The organism is Streptococcus taoyuanensis, from assembly GCF_029589235.1.
Lineage (GTDB): Bacteria > Bacillota > Bacilli > Lactobacillales > Streptococcaceae > Streptococcus > Streptococcus taoyuanensis.
The window spans coordinates 157,019-172,941 of the sequence record NZ_JARQVW010000002.1; the positions used below are offsets into that span (position 1 = coordinate 157,019).

The window sequence follows — 15,923 nt, forward strand, 5'->3', positions numbered from 1 at the left end:
CGTATACCAACAGCTATAGGGGCTGGACTGCTAGCTTTAGTCCTGCCCCTATTTTTTATAGAAAGGGATAACTTATGTCAAGAAAAATCGTCGTTGCTTTGGGAGGAAATGCTATTCTCTCATCTGATCCTTCTGCTCAAGCTCAACAAGAAGCACTTGTAGAAACAGCAAAACACTTAGTCAAATTAATCAAAAATGGGGATGACTTGATCATCACTCACGGAAATGGTCCTCAAGTAGGGAACCTTTTGCTCCAACACTTGGCAGCAAACTCTGAAAAAAACCCTGCTTTCCCACTTGATTCATTAGTTGCTATGACCGAAGGAAGCATTGGCTACTGGCTTCAAAATGCTCTTCAAAATGCTCTTCTTGAAGAAGGAATCGAAAAAGACGTGGCTTCTGTTGTGACACAAGTCGTTGTTGATAAGAACGACCCAGCTTTTGTCAACCTCAGCAAACCAATCGGTCCATTCTACTCAGAAGAAGAAGCAAAAGCAGAAGCTGAAAAAACAGGAGCAACTTTCAAAGAAGATGCTGGTCGTGGCTGGCGTAAAGTCGTTGCTTCACCAAAACCAGTGGATATCAAAGAAATCAATACCATCCGTACTTTGTTGAACGACGGTCAAGTCGTTGTGGCAGCCGGTGGTGGCGGTATCCCAGTTGTGAAAGAAGCAGATGGTAGCTTATCTGGTGTTGAAGCGGTAATCGATAAAGACTTCGCCTCTCAACGTTTGGCTGAATTAGTAGAAGCAGACCTCTTCATCGTTTTGACTGGTGTCGATTATGTCTTTGTGAACTACAACAAACCAGACCAAGCAAAATTGGAACATGTGAATGTGGCTCAATTGGAAGAATATATCAAACAAGACCAATTTGCACCAGGAAGCATGCTTCCTAAAGTAGAAGCTGCGATTGCCTTCGTCAATGGTCGCCCAGAAGGAAAAGCAGTTATTACGTCACTTGAAAACCTTGGCGCTTTGATTGAGTCTGAAAGTGGAACAATCATCCAAAAAGACTAATGAAAAATTAGGAAAAAACTAGTATTTTAAAGCTTATTGTGATAGAATAAATCTATAGGTAAGCGTTTTACAAGAGACTCTTGTAAAACATCACTCACACTTTGTTGCGTTAGGAGGAAGACAAATGAGTGAAAAAACAAAAAAAGGATTTAAGATGCCTTCATCTTTTTCCGTATTGTTAATTATCATTGCTATTATGGCAGTGTTAACTTGGATTATTCCAGCTGGTCAATACAAGGTTGACGATGCAGGTGCTATCATTGCAGGTAGTTATGAATCTGTAAAAGCACATCCTCAAGGAATTTGGGATGTTTTGATGGCCCCAATCAATGCCATGCTTGGTAAAGCACCAACCAGTGCAGCGATTGACGTAGCCTTCTTCATCTTGATGGTCGGTGGTTTCCTTGGAGTTGTGAACGAAACAGGTACCCTTGATGTAGGGATTGCTTCTATCGTTCGTAAATACAAAGGCCGCGAAAAAATGTTGATTTTGATCTTGATGCCATTGTTTGCCCTTGGTGGTACAACTTATGGTATGGGTGAAGAAACCATGGCCTTCTATCCACTTCTTGTACCTGTTATGATGTCCGTTGGTTTTGACAGCTTGACAGGGGTAGCCATTATCCTTTTAGGATCACAAATCGGATGTTTGGCGTCAACATTGAACCCATTTGCGACAGTTATCGCATCTGATACTGCAGGTATCTCAAGTGCTTCAGGCCTCTTACTTCGTGTGATCTTCTGGATCGTATTGACAGGACTTAGCACATACTATGTATACCGTTATGCAGATAAGGTTCAAAAAGACCCAACCAAATCTCTCACCTATGCAACTCGTGAAGAAGATTTGAAACACTTCAACGTTGATAGTGGCGAAGAAATTCCTTCACAAATGAACAAGAAACAAAAACGTGTCTTGGTCGTCTTCATCTCAACATTCGTGATCATGGTTGCTGGATTTATCCCATTCAAAGATTTGGGTATTAAATTCTTTGAAACCTTCAACGAATCTCTCCATAAAATTCCAGTACTTGGTCAATTGATCGGTAACACAGATGCTCTTGGTACATGGTACTTCCCACAAACAGCTATGCTCTTTGCCTTCATGGGAATCCTCGTTGGTATCATTTATGGCTTGAAAGAAGATAAAATCATTTCATCTTTCATGAATGGTGCAGCTGACCTCTTGAGTGTTGCTCTTATCGTAGCGGTAGCACGTGGTATCCAAGTCATCATGAATGATGGTATGATCACTGCAACAATTCTTCACTGGGGTGAAGAAGGACTTAAAGGTCTTTCATCTCAATTGTTCATTGTCTTGACTTACATTTTCTACTTGCCAATGTCATTCTTGATCCCATCATCATCTGGTCTTGCCAGCGCAACAATGGGTATCATGGCACCTCTTGGTAAATTCGTCAATGTACCAGGTAGCTTGATTGTCACAGCTTACCAATCTGCATCTGGTGTCTTGAACTTGATCGCACCAACTTCAGGTATCGTAATGGGAGCTCTTGCTCTTGGACGTGTTGACTTGAGTGCATGGTGGAAATTCATGGGTAAATTAGTCGTAGCGATTGTTGTGATCACCATTGCCCTTCTTCTACTAGGAACTGTGGTTCCATTCTTGCAATAGAATAAAGTAGGTGTTTCATGAAAAATAGAATAAAGAACGATGTAAAAGAGCAGTTTTTAAACTCTCTTCAAACCATCATTTCTTACCCTTCTGTGTTAAATGAAGGGGAAAATGGAACACCGTTTGGACAAGCTATCCAAGATGTCCTAGAAAAAACCTTAGAGCTTGCTCAAGAATTAGGTTTTCAAACATATATAGATCCTGAAGGATACTATGGATATGCAGAGATCGGTCAGGGGGAAGAACTCCTGGCCGTTCTTTGTCACTTGGATGTTGTTCCAGCCGGTGATCTGAAAGATTGGCAAACGCCACCCTTTGAAGCGACCATTGTCGGTGACTATCTAGTAGGTCGTGGTGTGCAGGATGATAAGGGTCCGTCCCTCGCTGCCCTTTATGCAGTTAAGAGTTTGCTGGATGATGGCATTCAGTTTACCAAACGAATCCGGTTTATCTTTGGGACGGATGAAGAAACCTTGTGGCGCTGTATGAACCGCTACAATCAAATTGAAGAACAAGCAGATCTTGGGTTTGCGCCAGATTCTTCTTTCCCACTAACCTATGCTGAAAAAGGCTTGTTACAAGTGAAATTGCATGGCCCAGGTTGGGATGATCTTCCTTTACAGGCTGGTCAGGCCCTCAATGTTGTTCCAGATAAAGCGACCTATGCAGGTCATCGTTTAGAAGAATTGCTTCCTGTTTTGGATCAAAGTGGGGTTCAGTATAGCCAAACAGAAGATTCTGTAACGGTTATGGGTGTTTCCAAGCACTCGAAAGATGCAGCCGAAGGAGTGAATGCCATTGTCGGTTTAGCGGAAAGTCTGTCGCTCATCCAACCCCACCCAGCCTTGCTCTTTATTGCAGATGCTGTTGGTGAGGATGCAACTGGAGAAGCCCTATTTGGAAAAATTACAGATGAACCAAGTGGGGATCTTTCCTTCAATCTTGCGACCCTTGTGATCGATCAAGAGCAATCAGAAATCGGAATTGATATTCGAATTCCAGTCCTAGCAGATAAGGAGAATTTAGTGGCTCGTCTGCAAGAAATTGCGGCTAGCTATCAGTTAGAGTATGAAGAATTTGACTATTTGGCTCCTTTATATGTACCGCTAGATAGTCCTTTAGTCAGCTCTTTGATGGCCGTTTACCAGGAAGAAACTGGGGATAGGACACCAGCCATGTCTTCAGGTGGTGCGACATTTGCGCGAACTATGGAAAATTGTGTAGCTTTCGGCGCTCTTTTCCCAGGTGCAGAACAGACCGAGCACCAGGCCAATGAACGAGCAAAAATTGACGATCTCTACGCTGCGATGGAAATCTATCGAGAAGCCATTCAGCGCCTAGCGACAAAATAAAAAGTTTGGAAACTTAGTTTCTAAACTTTCAGATTGAAGACAAACTTATACTAAAAACTTTCCTTAGGTGAGTACGGACGTCAGCGAACTTCTACGAAGTTCCAAGACTAAATCAAGATACTAAGGGCGTCTGCGGATAAAGTCAAAATAGGAAGTTTGACGCGGAATCTTTCGATTCTAGGAGAACTTATCTTTTTGACACAATCCGCAGCCTGTGTTCAATTTGTATTGAGCTCCCTCGCTTTTTAATTTCTGGGCTCAGGCTAAAACAGTTTCCCAAACTGTTTTACTCTCAATAATTCCGAGTGCCTGAAACAATTTTGTTTCAGGCACTTTTCTCACGGCGGAAAGTTCAGTGTTTTCTTCATTCATTCAAAAAATTAGAACACATTTTAATTATTTTGCAGAATCGCTCACCTTATTTTAAGATAGTTTATCTACATTTTAAAAAGTTTGGAAACTTGGTTTCCAAACTTTTTATTTACTAAAGAAGAAGGGTGGGGTGAATTCTTTTAATTTTTCAAAACAATCCAAAGCTCCTTGGTTGTCTTCGCAGATAACCAAACAGACATCGTCTCCACAGATGGTGGCTACAATTTCTTGGAGTTCCAATGCATCTAAGATCGCTCCAAAAGATTGAGCGAGGCCTGGAAGAGTTTTTACAACGACCTGGTTTTGAACGGGGCGCAACATGACTAAGGCATCTTCCATATACATCCGCAGGCGCTTCTCCCAACGGGAAGGAGCGATGGTATTCATGGCATAGTAGGAACTATCCCCCTCGTTAATTTTTACTAGATTCAAGGATTTGACATCCCGTGAAAGGGTGGACTGGGTAACGAGAACGCCATTGGCTTCAAGGGCCTCTTGGAGTTCTTGTTGGGTATGAATCCTACGCTCAGAAATGATCGAGCGGATCAAGCGGTGGCGGCTTTCAATTTTATTCATGAGAGACTCCTTTACTTGATGAACATAGCATCCCCAAAACTGAAGAACCGGTAGCGTTCTTGAATCGCATGGTGGTATGCTTCGAGGGTTAATTCACGGCCGGCAAAGGCAGAAACCAACATGACCAGAGTTGATTTTGGAAGGTGGAAGTTGGTTGAAAAGGCATCGACGACTTTCCATTCATAACCTGGTTTGATAAAAATATTGGTCCAGCCTGAATCAGCTTGGATGTCTCCATCAAATTTGTTGCCAATCGTTTCAAGGGTCCGAATAGAAGTCGTTCCGACGGCCACGATGCGTTTTCCTGCAGCTTTTACCTGACGAAGGGTCGCGGCAGCTTCTTCAGAAAGTTGGTAAAATTCAGAGTGCATCTCATGGTCTTCAAGATTGTCCACAGATACTGGACGGAAGGTTCCCAGGCCCACATGAAGGGTCAAATAGACCAGGTGAACCCCTTTTGCTTCAATTTTCTGGAGCAATTCTTGGGTGAAATGAAGACCTGCCGTCGGAGCTGCAGCAGAACCATTTTCTTTGGCGTAAACGGTTTGGTAGCGTTCGCGATCAGCAAGCTTTTCGTGAATATAGGGAGGAAGTGGCATTTCACCAAGGCTTTCCAAGACTTCTAAAAAGATCCCTTGGTAGTGGAAGCGAACGATGCGCCCTCCATGTTCCAATTCTTCCTCGACGGTTGCGGTCAAACGACCATCTCCAAAGCTGACTGTAGCCCCTACCTTTAAGCGTTTTGCGGGTTTTGCCAAGACTTCCCAACAGTCATCTTGCGTATTTTTAAGGAGAAGGAATTCGACGTGACCACCTGTTTCTGGTTTGACCCCATGAAGACGGGCAGGTAGAACGCGCGTATTGTTCATGACAAGAGCATCTCCTGGCTCCAATTCATCCAAAATTGCATCAAAATGACGGTCTTGGAATTGCCCTGTTTTTCGATCGAGGATCAGGAGTTTAGAGGCATCTCGTTTTTCAAGAGGGGTTTGGGCAATCAGTTCTTCAGGCAAATCAAAGTCAAAGTCGTTGGTATTCATTTGCGCTCCTTTTATACTAAATTTGTGAGTAGATAGATGGTAGTCCCGACAGCTAAGAGCATCAGGCTGATTCCCATCAAAAAGATCAGGACCTTGAGAATCTTTCTTTGATGAATCAAGAAAGATAAGAGAAAGACAAGGAGTCCGATCAAAAAAATGATGAATAATAGTGATACAATCATACCTTTCATTATATCACGAATCGACTTGAAAATGAAAAAAATGCCAGAAAAAGATAGCGGTTTCACTTGACAAAAATTGGTCTATACCATATAATAAAAGCATAGAGAAATAGGAGGTCTATCCAATGAAAATTATTGAAGTAAAGGACCAAATTGAAGGTGGAAAAGTTGCCTTTGATATATTAAAAGAAACCTTAAAGGAAGGTGCTCAAACCTTAGGTCTTGCGACTGGAAGCAGTCCCCTTGAGTTTTATAAACAAATTCGTGAAAGTGATTTGGACTTATCTAATCTAATCAGTGTGAACTTAGATGAATACGTAGGGTTGACGGGAGATGATCCTCAATCTTATCGGTATTTCATGGAGAAAAACCTCTTTGATGCCAAACCATTCAAAGAAAGTTATCTCCCATCAGGTGTAGAAGAATCTGCCGATCAAGAAGTGATCCGTTATAACAAAATACTCGAAGACCATCCAGTGGACCTTCAGATCTTGGGAATCGGACGCAATGGGCATATCGGTTTTAATGAGCCAGGGACATCTTTTGATAGTCAGACCCACTTAGTTCAGTTGGATGACTCTACCATTGAGGCCAATTCTCGTTTCTTTGATAAGATCGAAGATGTACCAACCCAAGCCATTTCGATGGGGATTGCCAATATCTTAGCTGCGAAATCAATTGTCTTGTTTGCCTATGGGGAATCAAAAGCCCAAGCGATCAAAGGTACGGTAGAGGGTGAAAGGACAGAAAAAGTGCCAGCTAGTGCCCTTCAAGGACATCCAAATGTGACCATTATTGCGGATAAGGAAGCCTTGAGCTTGTTAAGTCGATAAAAAACAGGACCTATCGCCGATTTATTCGGGCCAGATAGGTTTTTTTCTGCTTCAAAATATGGTACAATACAAGTAATTATCTGCTGTGATTAGCTCTTTTTATCTACTGGGAGACAAGAGGAAAGGGCATGAGGGCTAGAAGCTTATTTTTAGCCTCCAGCTGATTAGTCTGTTATAAAGGAAAAGTTTATGATAAAAAAATATTTGATCCATATTTGCCTCCTTCTGAGTCTCTTATGCCAGCCAATTCTAGCGAGTGCGGATGAATTGGTGGATATGGCGCAAAAGATGTATCCAAATGACAATGTCCAAGCCATTAACCGTCCACATTCTTCGCTTATTATTGACGGAAATACGGGCAATGTTCTTTGGAAAGACAATATCGATGAAGTCAGAGATCCTGCCAGCATGAGTAAACTCATGACGCTCTATCTCTTATTTGAAGATATGGCAAATGGCAAGATCAGTAAGGATACAGTGATCAAGGCGACCGCTTCAGACCAAGCGATCGGAAAGATCTATGAGATCTCCAACAATAATATTGTTGCTGGGGTGGACTATACAATTCCTGAGTTGATTACCATGACAGTGGTTCCATCCTCAAATGTATCGACCCTCATGTTGGCCAATCTCATGTCCAACAATGATCCAGATGCCTTTATTGAGCGTATGAATGCCAAGGCTAAGGAATTGGGGATGACCAATACGGTCTGGAATAACCCGAGTGGAGCGGCCATCTCAACCTTGCAAGGTTACTATCAGGTAAACAATTATCCAAATGATGCGGCCAACCAGACAACTGCGCGTGATTTAGGGATTTTGGTCTATCATTTTATCAATCAATACCCGGATATTTTAAACTATACCAATCAAGCACAAGTCACGGTCAAAAAAGGGACCCCATATGAGGAAACCTTTGATACCTACAATTATTCATTGCCAGGAGCTAAGTATGCTTTGAAGGGTGTGGATGGTTTAAAAACTGGATCAAGTCCTCGTGGAGCTTTCAACTATATCGCGACCATCAAACGGGGCAATCAGCGCTTAATTGCTGTCATTATGGGCGTAGGAGATTGGGCAGACCAAGATGGGGAATATTACCGTCACCCATTTGGCAATGCCTTGATCGAAAAAGCCTATAAAGATTTTGGCTATAAAAAATTGTTAGATGCAGGTGTCCAGAAGATTGACGGCAAGACCTATACACTTGAAAAACCCTTCTATGCAACGGTTAAAAAAGGGGCTAAAGAACCGACCCTTGCGGTAAAAGATGGCTATCTGACAGTAGATAATGATCTCTACACCTTGTCTGAAGGTATCCGAGATGATATGAAGGTGGAAGAAGGAGCCAAGCCAGAGCTTGTCAAAGAAACAGCAAGTGGGAAAAAGACAACGGCTAAGCACAGTAAATGGCTTTCGCTAGATCACTTCCTGATCTTGATTCCCATTCTTATTCTTGTCATCATTCTCTCGATTGAAAAACAAAGTCGTGAGAGACGCAAAAAAGATGCTCAAAAGCGCTATAATAAAGAATAAAATAAAACCTAACTGATTGTCAGTTGGGTTTTGTCATTGTCTCATTCCGATATTTTTAGAAAGGATTTATATGAAAAAATTCCGAAATTCTTATGCGGCTTATATGCTACTCTATAGTTTTTATTTTATGTCCACATCTCTCTTTACGACCCTCATTTCCGTCTATTTGATGGGAAAGCACTATAGTGCAACTCAAGTGTCGACTTTGGTATCGGTTGCCTTTTTCTTATCCATGGTAGCCCAACCCTTCTTTGGGTATATCAATGAGCGATTTGGAATCGTAAAAATGACGACCCTCAGTCTGAGTGTGATCATTGGTGGTGTCTTAGGTTTTCTTTGGGCCCCCAATCTCTTTTGGCTGACTGTTTTTTATGGGATTGTTCTAGTCTGTTTGAATGGGACAGCTCCCATGATGGAAGTATTTGCAACGCAAAGTCCATACGCTTTTGGGAAGATTCGCGTTTGGGGAACCATTGGCTACTCGGTCGGTGTCCAAATAGCTGGCTGGGTCTATCATCAGTTTAGCCCCCAAGCAGTCTATTATACGGTTTTGATCACCATTGTACTCAGCATTTTCTGTCTAAGTGCCGTTCGGATGAAGACAAGAGAGAAAAAAGAAGAAAAGGTTAAAGAGCCGGTCTCTATTCGTCCTCTTCTTCACAATGGACCTTATCTCTTCTTTATTGTGTTGATTGGGTTGGCTTCAGGGGTTGGAAATATTGGTCATACCTATATTCCTGAGTTGCTCATGGATAGTGGTCTACCAGTCCATATTGCCTCTACGGTTGTAGCTATCTCCGTCGTAGTGGAAGCTCCCTTGATCTTTTTCTCTGATCGATTCATGGACCACTGGCCTTTACGGGTTTTGATCGCTCTTCCAATCGGAATTATTTTCGCTCAATATGCCGTCTACGCTCTTCCAAGTCCTGTCTTCTTAAAAGTGCTTTTAACTCTTTTAGCCAAGCATACAACAGGGATGGTGTTGATTATGGTCTCCTTACGGTTTATCGCCCAACAGGTAAATGGCAAAGACTTGGTTCTTGCTATGGCCATTGTCCAAGGAGCTCGTTATTTAGGAACCATTCTTTTACAACCCCTCGCAGCCCTCTGTATTGAAAGAGGCGGTTACCAAGTCATGAGTTTCTTTTTAGCAGGGGTTGTAGGGATCGTCTTTTTGCTGAGCTTTGCCTTAAAAATGCCCCAAGGGAAGGCTCACGGCCTTTTTGGTGGCAAAGTAGACTAATGAAATTGTTACTATTGTATGACTAATCATCGAAGAGTTGGACAGAAACACTGATTTCACAGTGTTTTGTCCAACTTTTTTGCTATTATTAAGAACTAGTGATTAATTTGACAATCAAAGTATTCGATGGTAGAATGAGGTAAAATAAATATAAAGGGGACCATTTTATGAAAAAAATGATCTTATCGACAGCTGCTCTTTTGACGATTGTTTCCCTAGCTGCTTGTTCAAACAAACAAGACACAAAGAAGGAAACTTCAAATAGTCAATCAACGACTAAAGTGACGAGCAAATCTGCCAACACTTCAAAAAGCAAGGATACTTCAACAGATTCAGAAGAGACTTCATCTTCTAGCCTCTTAACAGACGCTGAAATCAGCAAGGCTAAAACAGTTGGAGACTTCAAAAAGTTGTTTGCAAAATTAATGGATCAATCTGTTTCTATTACTGAAGAAGCAGGTACTTCTGTGACAGGTTCTGCAAAAGAACAATACGATGCAATGATTAGTACCTTAAAGCAAGGATTAGAAAACCAAAAAGATATCTTTAATGAAGGCTTGGAAAGCATCGGTTCAGATAGCACAGTCGTTCCTAAAGAAGACCGTGAAGCTTTGATCGAAATCTTGAAAGATGCTCGTGAAGAGTTGGAAAGTACTCGTAAAGAAATGAAAGATATGCAGAAAGAATTGAGTAAATCTCCTGTTGCAGATGACGACAGTGATGATTCAGATTCAGATTCTGAAGAATAAAAAGAAGAAAAGGTTGGAATTTCCAGCCTTTTTCCTATTTTTTTTCGAATGATATAGATGAGGAGGTGGGCCTATGTTTATTGCCATGGATAACAATCAAAAGCGGTGGAACTGTATGGAAGAGATCCCAGCTGTGACAGAAGGGCCCTTCTATTGCTTGGCTTGTCATAGTCCAGTGCGTCTAAAAAATGGCTCGGTTCTACGGGCTCATTTTGCTCATGTAAAATTACAGCATTGTCCCTATCATCACGAAGCGGAGAGCTTGGAGCACCTGGAACTAAAAGCCAGCCTTTATAACTGGGCATCTCAGGAATCTAAAACAGAAGTCGAAAGTTATTTAGCAGATTTTCAACAAATTGCGGATCTTCTAATAGTGGACAAGAAATTAGCTTTGGAGGTGCAATGTAGCTCCTTATCTTTAGAACGTTTGAAGGAGAGAAGCGATGCTTATCGAGCCCACGGTTATCAGGTCTATTGGTTACTGGGCAAAAAATTGTGGCTCAAGGAAAGATTAAGTAAACTGCAAGCTGGTTTTCTTTATTTTAGTCACAATCGAGGGTTTCATCTTTGGGAATTGGATCTCACCAAGAAAGAGCTCCGCTTGCAATACCTTATTCATGAAGATTTACGTGGACGTTTACATTATCAAACAGAAATTTTCCCTTTTGGCCAAAGGTCTTTACTGGAAGTCTTACGGACCCCTTATCTTTCGCAACCCATGCAGCAAATGGCAGTCGAGCTCGATCGTACATTTTTAACGTATATACAGCAGCAACTCTTTTATCGTCACCCAAAGTGGCTGAAGCTTCAGGAAGAACTCTATTTGCAGGGACAACATCTGATGGAACTGGGGCTAGATTTCTTTTATCCTCTTTGTCGTCCGATCCTTTCACAGAACTTGCTACAAATTAAAGAGAATGTAGAAGGTTACTACCAGCAGTTTATGACCTATTATCAGTCGCAAGGGATCCAACCCGTTCAGATCCTTTATCCCCCACGTTTTTATGCTCAACAGAAAAGCTAACTTTCTAAGATAGAAATCCTCCCGAAATGTTCATTTTTATGCTAAAATAGTACCATTGGAGGATTAATCGAAATGGTAAAACAACGTAATGAAATTGATGAAAAATACCAATGGGATTTGTCGACAATTTTTGCGACAGATCAAGCTTGGGAAGAAGAAGCAGCAAGCTTAGCTGCAGATATTAAAGCAGCAAGCCACTATGCTGGTCATTTGTTGGATTCAGCGCAAACACTGTTGGATACAACCAATGCATATTTGGAATTGAGCCGTCGTTTGGAAAAGGTCTATGTCTATGCTCATATGAAAAATGACCAAGACACACGAGTGGCTAAATACCAAGAATACCAATCAAAAGGGATGTCTCTTTATAGCTTGTTGGGTGAAACCTTTGCCTTCTATGAGCCTGAATTCATGGCCATTACGGATGAGCAATACAAGGACTTTGTGAGTGAGGTTCCAGCCTTGGAACAATATGGTCATTATTTTGATCGTTTGCTAGAGAAAAAGGAACATGTCTTGTCTCAAAAAGAAGAGGAATTACTTGCAGGAGCTGGTGAGATCTTTGCGGCTGGTGGGGAAACCTTTGAAATCTTGGACAATGCAGATATTGTTTTCCCAACTGTACATGATGACAAGGGCGAAGAAGTTCAATTAACCCATGGAAACTATATTTCTTTGGTAGAATCAAAAGATCGTGCCGTTCGTAAAGAAGCTTACGAAGGTCTCTACAAGGTTTATGAACAGTACCAACATACCTATGCTAAAACCTTGCAAACCAATGTGAAAGTTCACAACTTCAATGCCAAAGTTCGCAAATTCTCATCTGCCCGTGAAGCGGCCCTTTCTGAAAACTTTGTACCAGAAAGTGTTTATGATAGCTTGGTAGCAGCTGTGAATAAACACTTGCCACTCTTGCAACGATATGTGCAATTGCGTTCAAAAATTCTAGGAATCTCAGACTTGAAGATGTACGATATGTATACGCCATTATCCGATACAGACTACAAGTTTACCTATGAAGAATCGTTGGCCAAAGCAGAAGAAGTCTTGGCTGTTTTGGGTGAGGACTACCTTTCTCGTGTGAAACGGGCCTTTAGCGAACGGTGGATTGATGTGCATGTCAACCAAGGAAAACGCTCAGGTGCCTATTCAGGTGGTTCTTATGATACCAATGCCTTCATGTTGTTGAACTGGCAAGATACATTGGATAATCTCTTCACCTTGGTGCATGAAACTGGTCACAGTATGCATTCTAGCTATACCCGTGAAACCCAGCCTTATGTCTATGGGGACTATTCCATCTTCCTTGCCGAAATCGCCTCTACAACCAATGAAAATATCCTGACCGAACGTCTGTTAGAAGAAGTAGAAGACGATGCAACTCGTTTTGCTATTTTGAATCACTTCTTGGATGGCTTCCGTGGAACCGTCTTCCGTCAAACGCAGTTTGCTGAATTTGAGCATGCCATCCATAAAGCAGACCAAGAAGGTACCGTTTTGACTAGTGAGTTCTTGAACAACCTTTATGCAGAGCTCAATGAAAAATACTATGGTCTTTCAAAAGAAGACAACCCTGAGATCCAATATGAATGGGCTCGGATTCCTCACTTCTACTATAACTACTATGTCTTCCAATATTCAACAGGTTTTGCAGCAGCTTCAGCCTTAGCTGAAAAGATTGTTCATGGAACACAAGAAGATCGTGATAAATATATCGACTACTTGAAAGCTGGAAATTCTGATTATCCACTCAATGTCATCCGCAAAGCAGGTGTGGATATGGAAAAAGAAGACTACTTGGACGCAGCCTTTGCGGTCTTTGAACGTCGGTTGAATGAATTTGAAGCCCTAGTAGAAAAATTAGGACTCGCATAAGATGGTAGAGTCTTATAGTAAAAATGCCAACCACAATATGCGCCGGCCAGTGGTTAAAGACGAGATCGTTGACTTTATGCGCACGCGTCAAAAACCGGTAGCAGGTGCCTTGGAGGAGTTAGAAGCATTCGCCCGCAAGGAAAATATTCCGATTATTCCGCATGAAACGGTAGCTTACTTTAGACTACTCCTGCAAGCCCTACAACCAAAGAAAATCCTGGAAATTGGGACAGCAATTGGATTTTCAGCGCTCTTAATGGCCGAAAATGCTCCCGATGCACAAATTACCACTATTGATCGGAATGAAGAGATGATTGGCTTTGCTAAGGAAAATCTGGCTAAATACGATCAGAGAAAACAAATCACCTTGCTTGAAGGAGATGCAGTAGATGTCTTGCAGGATTTAACAGAGACCTATGACTTTGTCTTTATGGACTCTGCTAAGTCTAAGTACATCGTCTTTTTGCCACGAATTCTCGAACTCTTAGAGGTTGGGGGAGTCGTGGTATTGGATGATATTTTCCAAGGAGGAGATGTTGCCAAGGACATCATGGAAGTGCGTCGTGGGCAACGAACCATTTACCGGGGGCTTCAGAACCTCTTTCATGCGACTCTCAATCATCCAGATTTGACCGCTAGTTTGGTGCCACTTGGAGATGGTATTTTGATGATTCGGAAAAATACAGAGACGGTAACCTTGCCAGATCCTAGCTCTTTTTAGGTAAATTTAAGGTATTCTCTCTAATTTGTGGTAAAATAGAAGAAGTTTAAAAAGGAACGGAGAATAATTTTCATGAAGAAAAAACTTGTAGCAGGTGCTGTGACCTTGCTATCAGTCGTAACACTAGCAGCGTGTGCCAATGGCACAAACAAAGATATCGTGACCATGAAAGGGGACACGATTACAGTTTCTGATTTCTATAATGAAATCAAAAACAACCAAGGTGCTCAACAAGTTCTTTTCCAAATGACCATCAATAAAGTCTTTGAAAAAGAATATGGATCAAAAGTTTCTGATAAAGAAGTCGATAAAGAATTGGCTAAACAAAAGAAACAATTAGGCAAGCAATTCGATGCTTACTTGGCGCAACAAGGCTTGACGGAAGAAACAGCGAAGAAACAAATCCGTAGCAATATGTTGTTGGAATATGCAGTCAACCAAGCTGCTAAGAAAGATATCAAAGAGTCTGACTACAAGGCGGCTTTTGAATCTTACACACCAGAAGTAACAGCACAAATTATCAAGTTAGATTCAGAAGATAAAGCAAAAGAAGTGTTGGAAGCAGCTAAAGCGGAAGGTGCAGACTTTGCCCAAATCGCCAAAGACAATTCAACAGATACTGCTACAAAAGACAAAGGTGGCGAAGTCAAGTTTGATTCAGGAACAGCAGATATTCCATCTCAAGTCAAAGAAGCTGCCTTTAAGTTGGATGAAAATGGGATTTCAGATGTGATCACAGTTTCAGCAGGTCAAAACTATTCTGCTAGCTACTATATTGTCAAATTGAATAAGAAGACAGAAAAAGGCTCTGACTGGAAGAAATACGAAAAACGTTTGAAAGAGATCATTGTTGATGGTCGTAAGCAAGATACCAACTACATCCGTAGCATTATTGCAAAAGCGATGACCAATGCCAATATCAAGGTCAAAGATGATGCCTTCAAATCAACATTTAACCAATATTTGCAAAATATCGGTGTTCAAACGAGCGATAGCAGCTCATCATCTAAAAAATAGTTGACGGTTCCTTTTGGAACTTGTATAATGAAATAGTTGAGAATAAATCATTGTTACTCGGAATCAGAGAAGTGGCGGGGGTGCGAGCCATGGAAGAGAAATGATTTTGCTACTCGGCTGAGACAATTGCATATAAAATGAAGAATGACAAGTTCATTGAATGAAGGTGGTACCGCGGTTTTTCGCCCTTCGTTTAGTGGCTTGTTTTTTGTTTATGGGCAGTTGTCTGGAGCTTTTTAAAGGAGATCAAAAGATGCGAACCTATCAAGTGAAACAAAAATTTCGATTGGGTGGCGAGCGGTTCGATATCAAAGATGAGTTGGGAAATGTTGAGTACCAGGTTGAGGGATCTTTTCTTAAGATTCCCAAGACTTTTACCATCTACGATAAGAATGGACAAGAAGTGAGCCACATCGTTAAAAAAACAATCAGCCTTCTTCCTAAGTTTGTGGTTGAGTTGAAGGATGGGGACCGCTTTTTTATCCATAAAAAACTGACGCTCTTCAGGGATAAATACGATATCGAAGATTTGGGACTTCGGGTACAAGGAAATATCTGGGACCTAGAATTCAAATTATTCGATGATCGGGATCAAATCGTCGCTGAGATTAGCAAGGAACTCTTTCATCTAACCTCTACCTACCAAGTATCGGTCTATGAGGATGAATACGCTGATTTAGTCATCTCACTTTGTGTCGCCATCGATTATGTCGAAATGTTAGAAGCTGGCGCAAATTAAGCTTAAAAA

General features: G+C 41.5%; 15 protein-coding genes. 12 read left to right on the forward strand and 3 right to left on the reverse strand.

Annotated elements, in window-relative coordinates:
* The first annotated feature begins 74 nt into the window (after nucleotides 1-74).
* The 3 genes from arcC (at nucleotide 75) to P5Y91_RS02655 (ending at nucleotide 4,007) form a co-directional block, all read left to right on the forward strand.
* Complete coding sequence (gene arcC / locus P5Y91_RS02645; RefSeq protein WP_049523138.1) at nucleotides 75-1,019, forward strand: carbamate kinase; 945 nt, start codon at nucleotides 75-77, stop codon at nucleotides 1,017-1,019.
* A 124-nt stretch (nucleotides 1,020-1,143) separates the two neighbouring features.
* Nucleotides 1,144-2,655 carry a YfcC family protein gene (locus P5Y91_RS02650; RefSeq protein ID WP_049497262.1) on the forward strand — a complete coding sequence of 504 codons (1,512 nt, stop codon included), beginning with the start codon at nucleotides 1,144-1,146 and terminating at the stop codon, nucleotides 2,653-2,655.
* A gap of 17 nt (nucleotides 2,656-2,672) precedes the next feature.
* Nucleotides 2,673-4,007 carry a dipeptidase gene (locus P5Y91_RS02655; protein WP_277838922.1) on the forward strand — a complete coding sequence of 445 codons (1,335 nt, stop codon included), beginning with the start codon at nucleotides 2,673-2,675 and terminating at the stop codon, nucleotides 4,005-4,007.
* Nucleotides 4,008-4,484: 477 nt separating this feature from the next.
* Here P5Y91_RS02655 and P5Y91_RS02660 read toward each other — a convergent pair whose 3' ends face one another.
* From P5Y91_RS02660 to P5Y91_RS02670, 3 genes are read right to left on the reverse strand one after another with little or no spacing between them, the layout of a single operon-like run.
* Nucleotides 4,485-4,955, reverse strand: a complete 471-nt coding sequence (locus P5Y91_RS02660) for an arginine repressor (protein ID WP_003006364.1) — start codon at nucleotides 4,953-4,955, stop codon at nucleotides 4,485-4,487.
* 11 nt (nucleotides 4,956-4,966) lie between these two features.
* A complete protein-coding gene (gene queA / locus P5Y91_RS02665) occupies nucleotides 4,967-5,995 on the reverse strand; it encodes a tRNA preQ1(34) S-adenosylmethionine ribosyltransferase-isomerase QueA (RefSeq protein ID WP_003006367.1) in 1,029 nt (342 codons plus the stop codon).
* Nucleotides 5,996-6,006: 11 nt separating this feature from the next.
* Nucleotides 6,007-6,177 carry an NADH-quinone oxidoreductase subunit K gene (locus tag P5Y91_RS02670; RefSeq protein WP_277838923.1) on the reverse strand — a complete coding sequence of 57 codons (171 nt, stop codon included), beginning with the start codon at nucleotides 6,175-6,177 and terminating at the stop codon, nucleotides 6,007-6,009.
* A 125-nt stretch (nucleotides 6,178-6,302) separates the two neighbouring features.
* On the opposite strand from P5Y91_RS02670, the gene P5Y91_RS02675 reads away from it, so the two are divergent.
* From P5Y91_RS02675 to P5Y91_RS02715, 9 genes are all read left to right on the forward strand, one after another.
* Nucleotides 6,303-7,010, forward strand: coding sequence for a glucosamine-6-phosphate deaminase (locus P5Y91_RS02675; protein WP_004219627.1), 708 nt, complete (start codon nucleotides 6,303-6,305; stop codon nucleotides 7,008-7,010).
* 189 nt (nucleotides 7,011-7,199) lie between these two features.
* Nucleotides 7,200-8,546 (forward strand): DUF1958 domain-containing protein, encoded by a 1,347-nt coding sequence (locus tag P5Y91_RS02680; RefSeq protein WP_129299545.1) that lies wholly within the window; start codon nucleotides 7,200-7,202, stop codon nucleotides 8,544-8,546.
* 70 nt (nucleotides 8,547-8,616) lie between these two features.
* Complete coding sequence (locus tag P5Y91_RS02685) at nucleotides 8,617-9,789, forward strand: MFS transporter (protein ID WP_223141215.1); 1,173 nt, start codon at nucleotides 8,617-8,619, stop codon at nucleotides 9,787-9,789.
* A gap of 167 nt (nucleotides 9,790-9,956) precedes the next feature.
* A complete protein-coding gene (locus P5Y91_RS02690; protein ID WP_070666260.1) occupies nucleotides 9,957-10,538 on the forward strand; it encodes an LptM family lipoprotein in 582 nt (193 codons plus the stop codon).
* Nucleotides 10,539-10,611: 73 nt separating this feature from the next.
* Nucleotides 10,612-11,562 carry a competence protein CoiA gene (locus P5Y91_RS02695; protein WP_277838924.1) on the forward strand — a complete coding sequence of 317 codons (951 nt, stop codon included), beginning with the start codon at nucleotides 10,612-10,614 and terminating at the stop codon, nucleotides 11,560-11,562.
* Nucleotides 11,563-11,634: 72 nt separating this feature from the next.
* Entirely contained in the window at nucleotides 11,635-13,437 is a 1,803-nt protein-coding gene (gene pepF, locus P5Y91_RS02700) for an oligoendopeptidase F (RefSeq protein WP_023917673.1), read from the forward strand.
* 1 nt (nucleotide 13,438) lies between these two features.
* Nucleotides 13,439-14,158, forward strand: a complete 720-nt coding sequence (locus tag P5Y91_RS02705; RefSeq protein WP_049496750.1) for an O-methyltransferase — start codon at nucleotides 13,439-13,441, stop codon at nucleotides 14,156-14,158.
* Nucleotides 14,159-14,230: 72 nt separating this feature from the next.
* Nucleotides 14,231-15,175 (forward strand): peptidylprolyl isomerase PrsA, encoded by a 945-nt coding sequence (prsA, locus tag P5Y91_RS02710; RefSeq protein ID WP_049496749.1) that lies wholly within the window; start codon nucleotides 14,231-14,233, stop codon nucleotides 15,173-15,175.
* 253 nt (nucleotides 15,176-15,428) lie between these two features.
* Nucleotides 15,429-15,914 (forward strand): LURP-one-related/scramblase family protein, encoded by a 486-nt coding sequence (locus P5Y91_RS02715; RefSeq protein ID WP_070589439.1) that lies wholly within the window; start codon nucleotides 15,429-15,431, stop codon nucleotides 15,912-15,914.
* The last annotated feature ends 9 nt before the right edge of the window (nucleotides 15,915-15,923 follow it).

Bases quoted from the DNA above. Each gene is read 5' to 3' on its own strand.
- P5Y91_RS02705 (WP_049496750.1), top strand. From the start codon at position 13,439: ATGGTAGAGTCTTATAGTAAAAATGCCAACCACAATATGCGCCGGCCA.
- P5Y91_RS02650 (WP_049497262.1), top strand. From the start codon at position 1,144: ATGAGTGAAAAAACAAAAAAAGGATTTAAGATGCCTTCATCTTTTTCC.
- pepF (WP_023917673.1), top strand. From the start codon at position 11,635: ATGGTAAAACAACGTAATGAAATTGATGAAAAATACCAATGGGATTTG.
- arcC (WP_049523138.1), top strand. From the start codon at position 75: ATGTCAAGAAAAATCGTCGTTGCTTTGGGAGGAAATGCTATTCTCTCA.
- P5Y91_RS02685 (WP_223141215.1), top strand. From the start codon at position 8,617: ATGAAAAAATTCCGAAATTCTTATGCGGCTTATATGCTACTCTATAGT.
- prsA (WP_049496749.1), top strand. From the start codon at position 14,231: ATGAAGAAAAAACTTGTAGCAGGTGCTGTGACCTTGCTATCAGTCGTA.
- P5Y91_RS02675 (WP_004219627.1), top strand. From the start codon at position 6,303: ATGAAAATTATTGAAGTAAAGGACCAAATTGAAGGTGGAAAAGTTGCC.
- P5Y91_RS02680 (WP_129299545.1), top strand. From the start codon at position 7,200: ATGATAAAAAAATATTTGATCCATATTTGCCTCCTTCTGAGTCTCTTA.
- P5Y91_RS02715 (WP_070589439.1), top strand. From the start codon at position 15,429: ATGCGAACCTATCAAGTGAAACAAAAATTTCGATTGGGTGGCGAGCGG.
- P5Y91_RS02670 (WP_277838923.1), bottom strand. From the start codon at position 6,177: ATGATTGTATCACTATTATTCATCATTTTTTTGATCGGACTCCTTGTC.
- P5Y91_RS02660 (WP_003006364.1), bottom strand. From the start codon at position 4,955: ATGAATAAAATTGAAAGCCGCCACCGCTTGATCCGCTCGATCATTTCT.
- queA (WP_003006367.1), bottom strand. From the start codon at position 5,995: ATGAATACCAACGACTTTGACTTTGATTTGCCTGAAGAACTGATTGCC.
- P5Y91_RS02695 (WP_277838924.1), top strand. From the start codon at position 10,612: ATGTTTATTGCCATGGATAACAATCAAAAGCGGTGGAACTGTATGGAA.
- P5Y91_RS02690 (WP_070666260.1), top strand. From the start codon at position 9,957: ATGAAAAAAATGATCTTATCGACAGCTGCTCTTTTGACGATTGTTTCC.
- P5Y91_RS02655 (WP_277838922.1), top strand. From the start codon at position 2,673: ATGAAAAATAGAATAAAGAACGATGTAAAAGAGCAGTTTTTAAACTCT.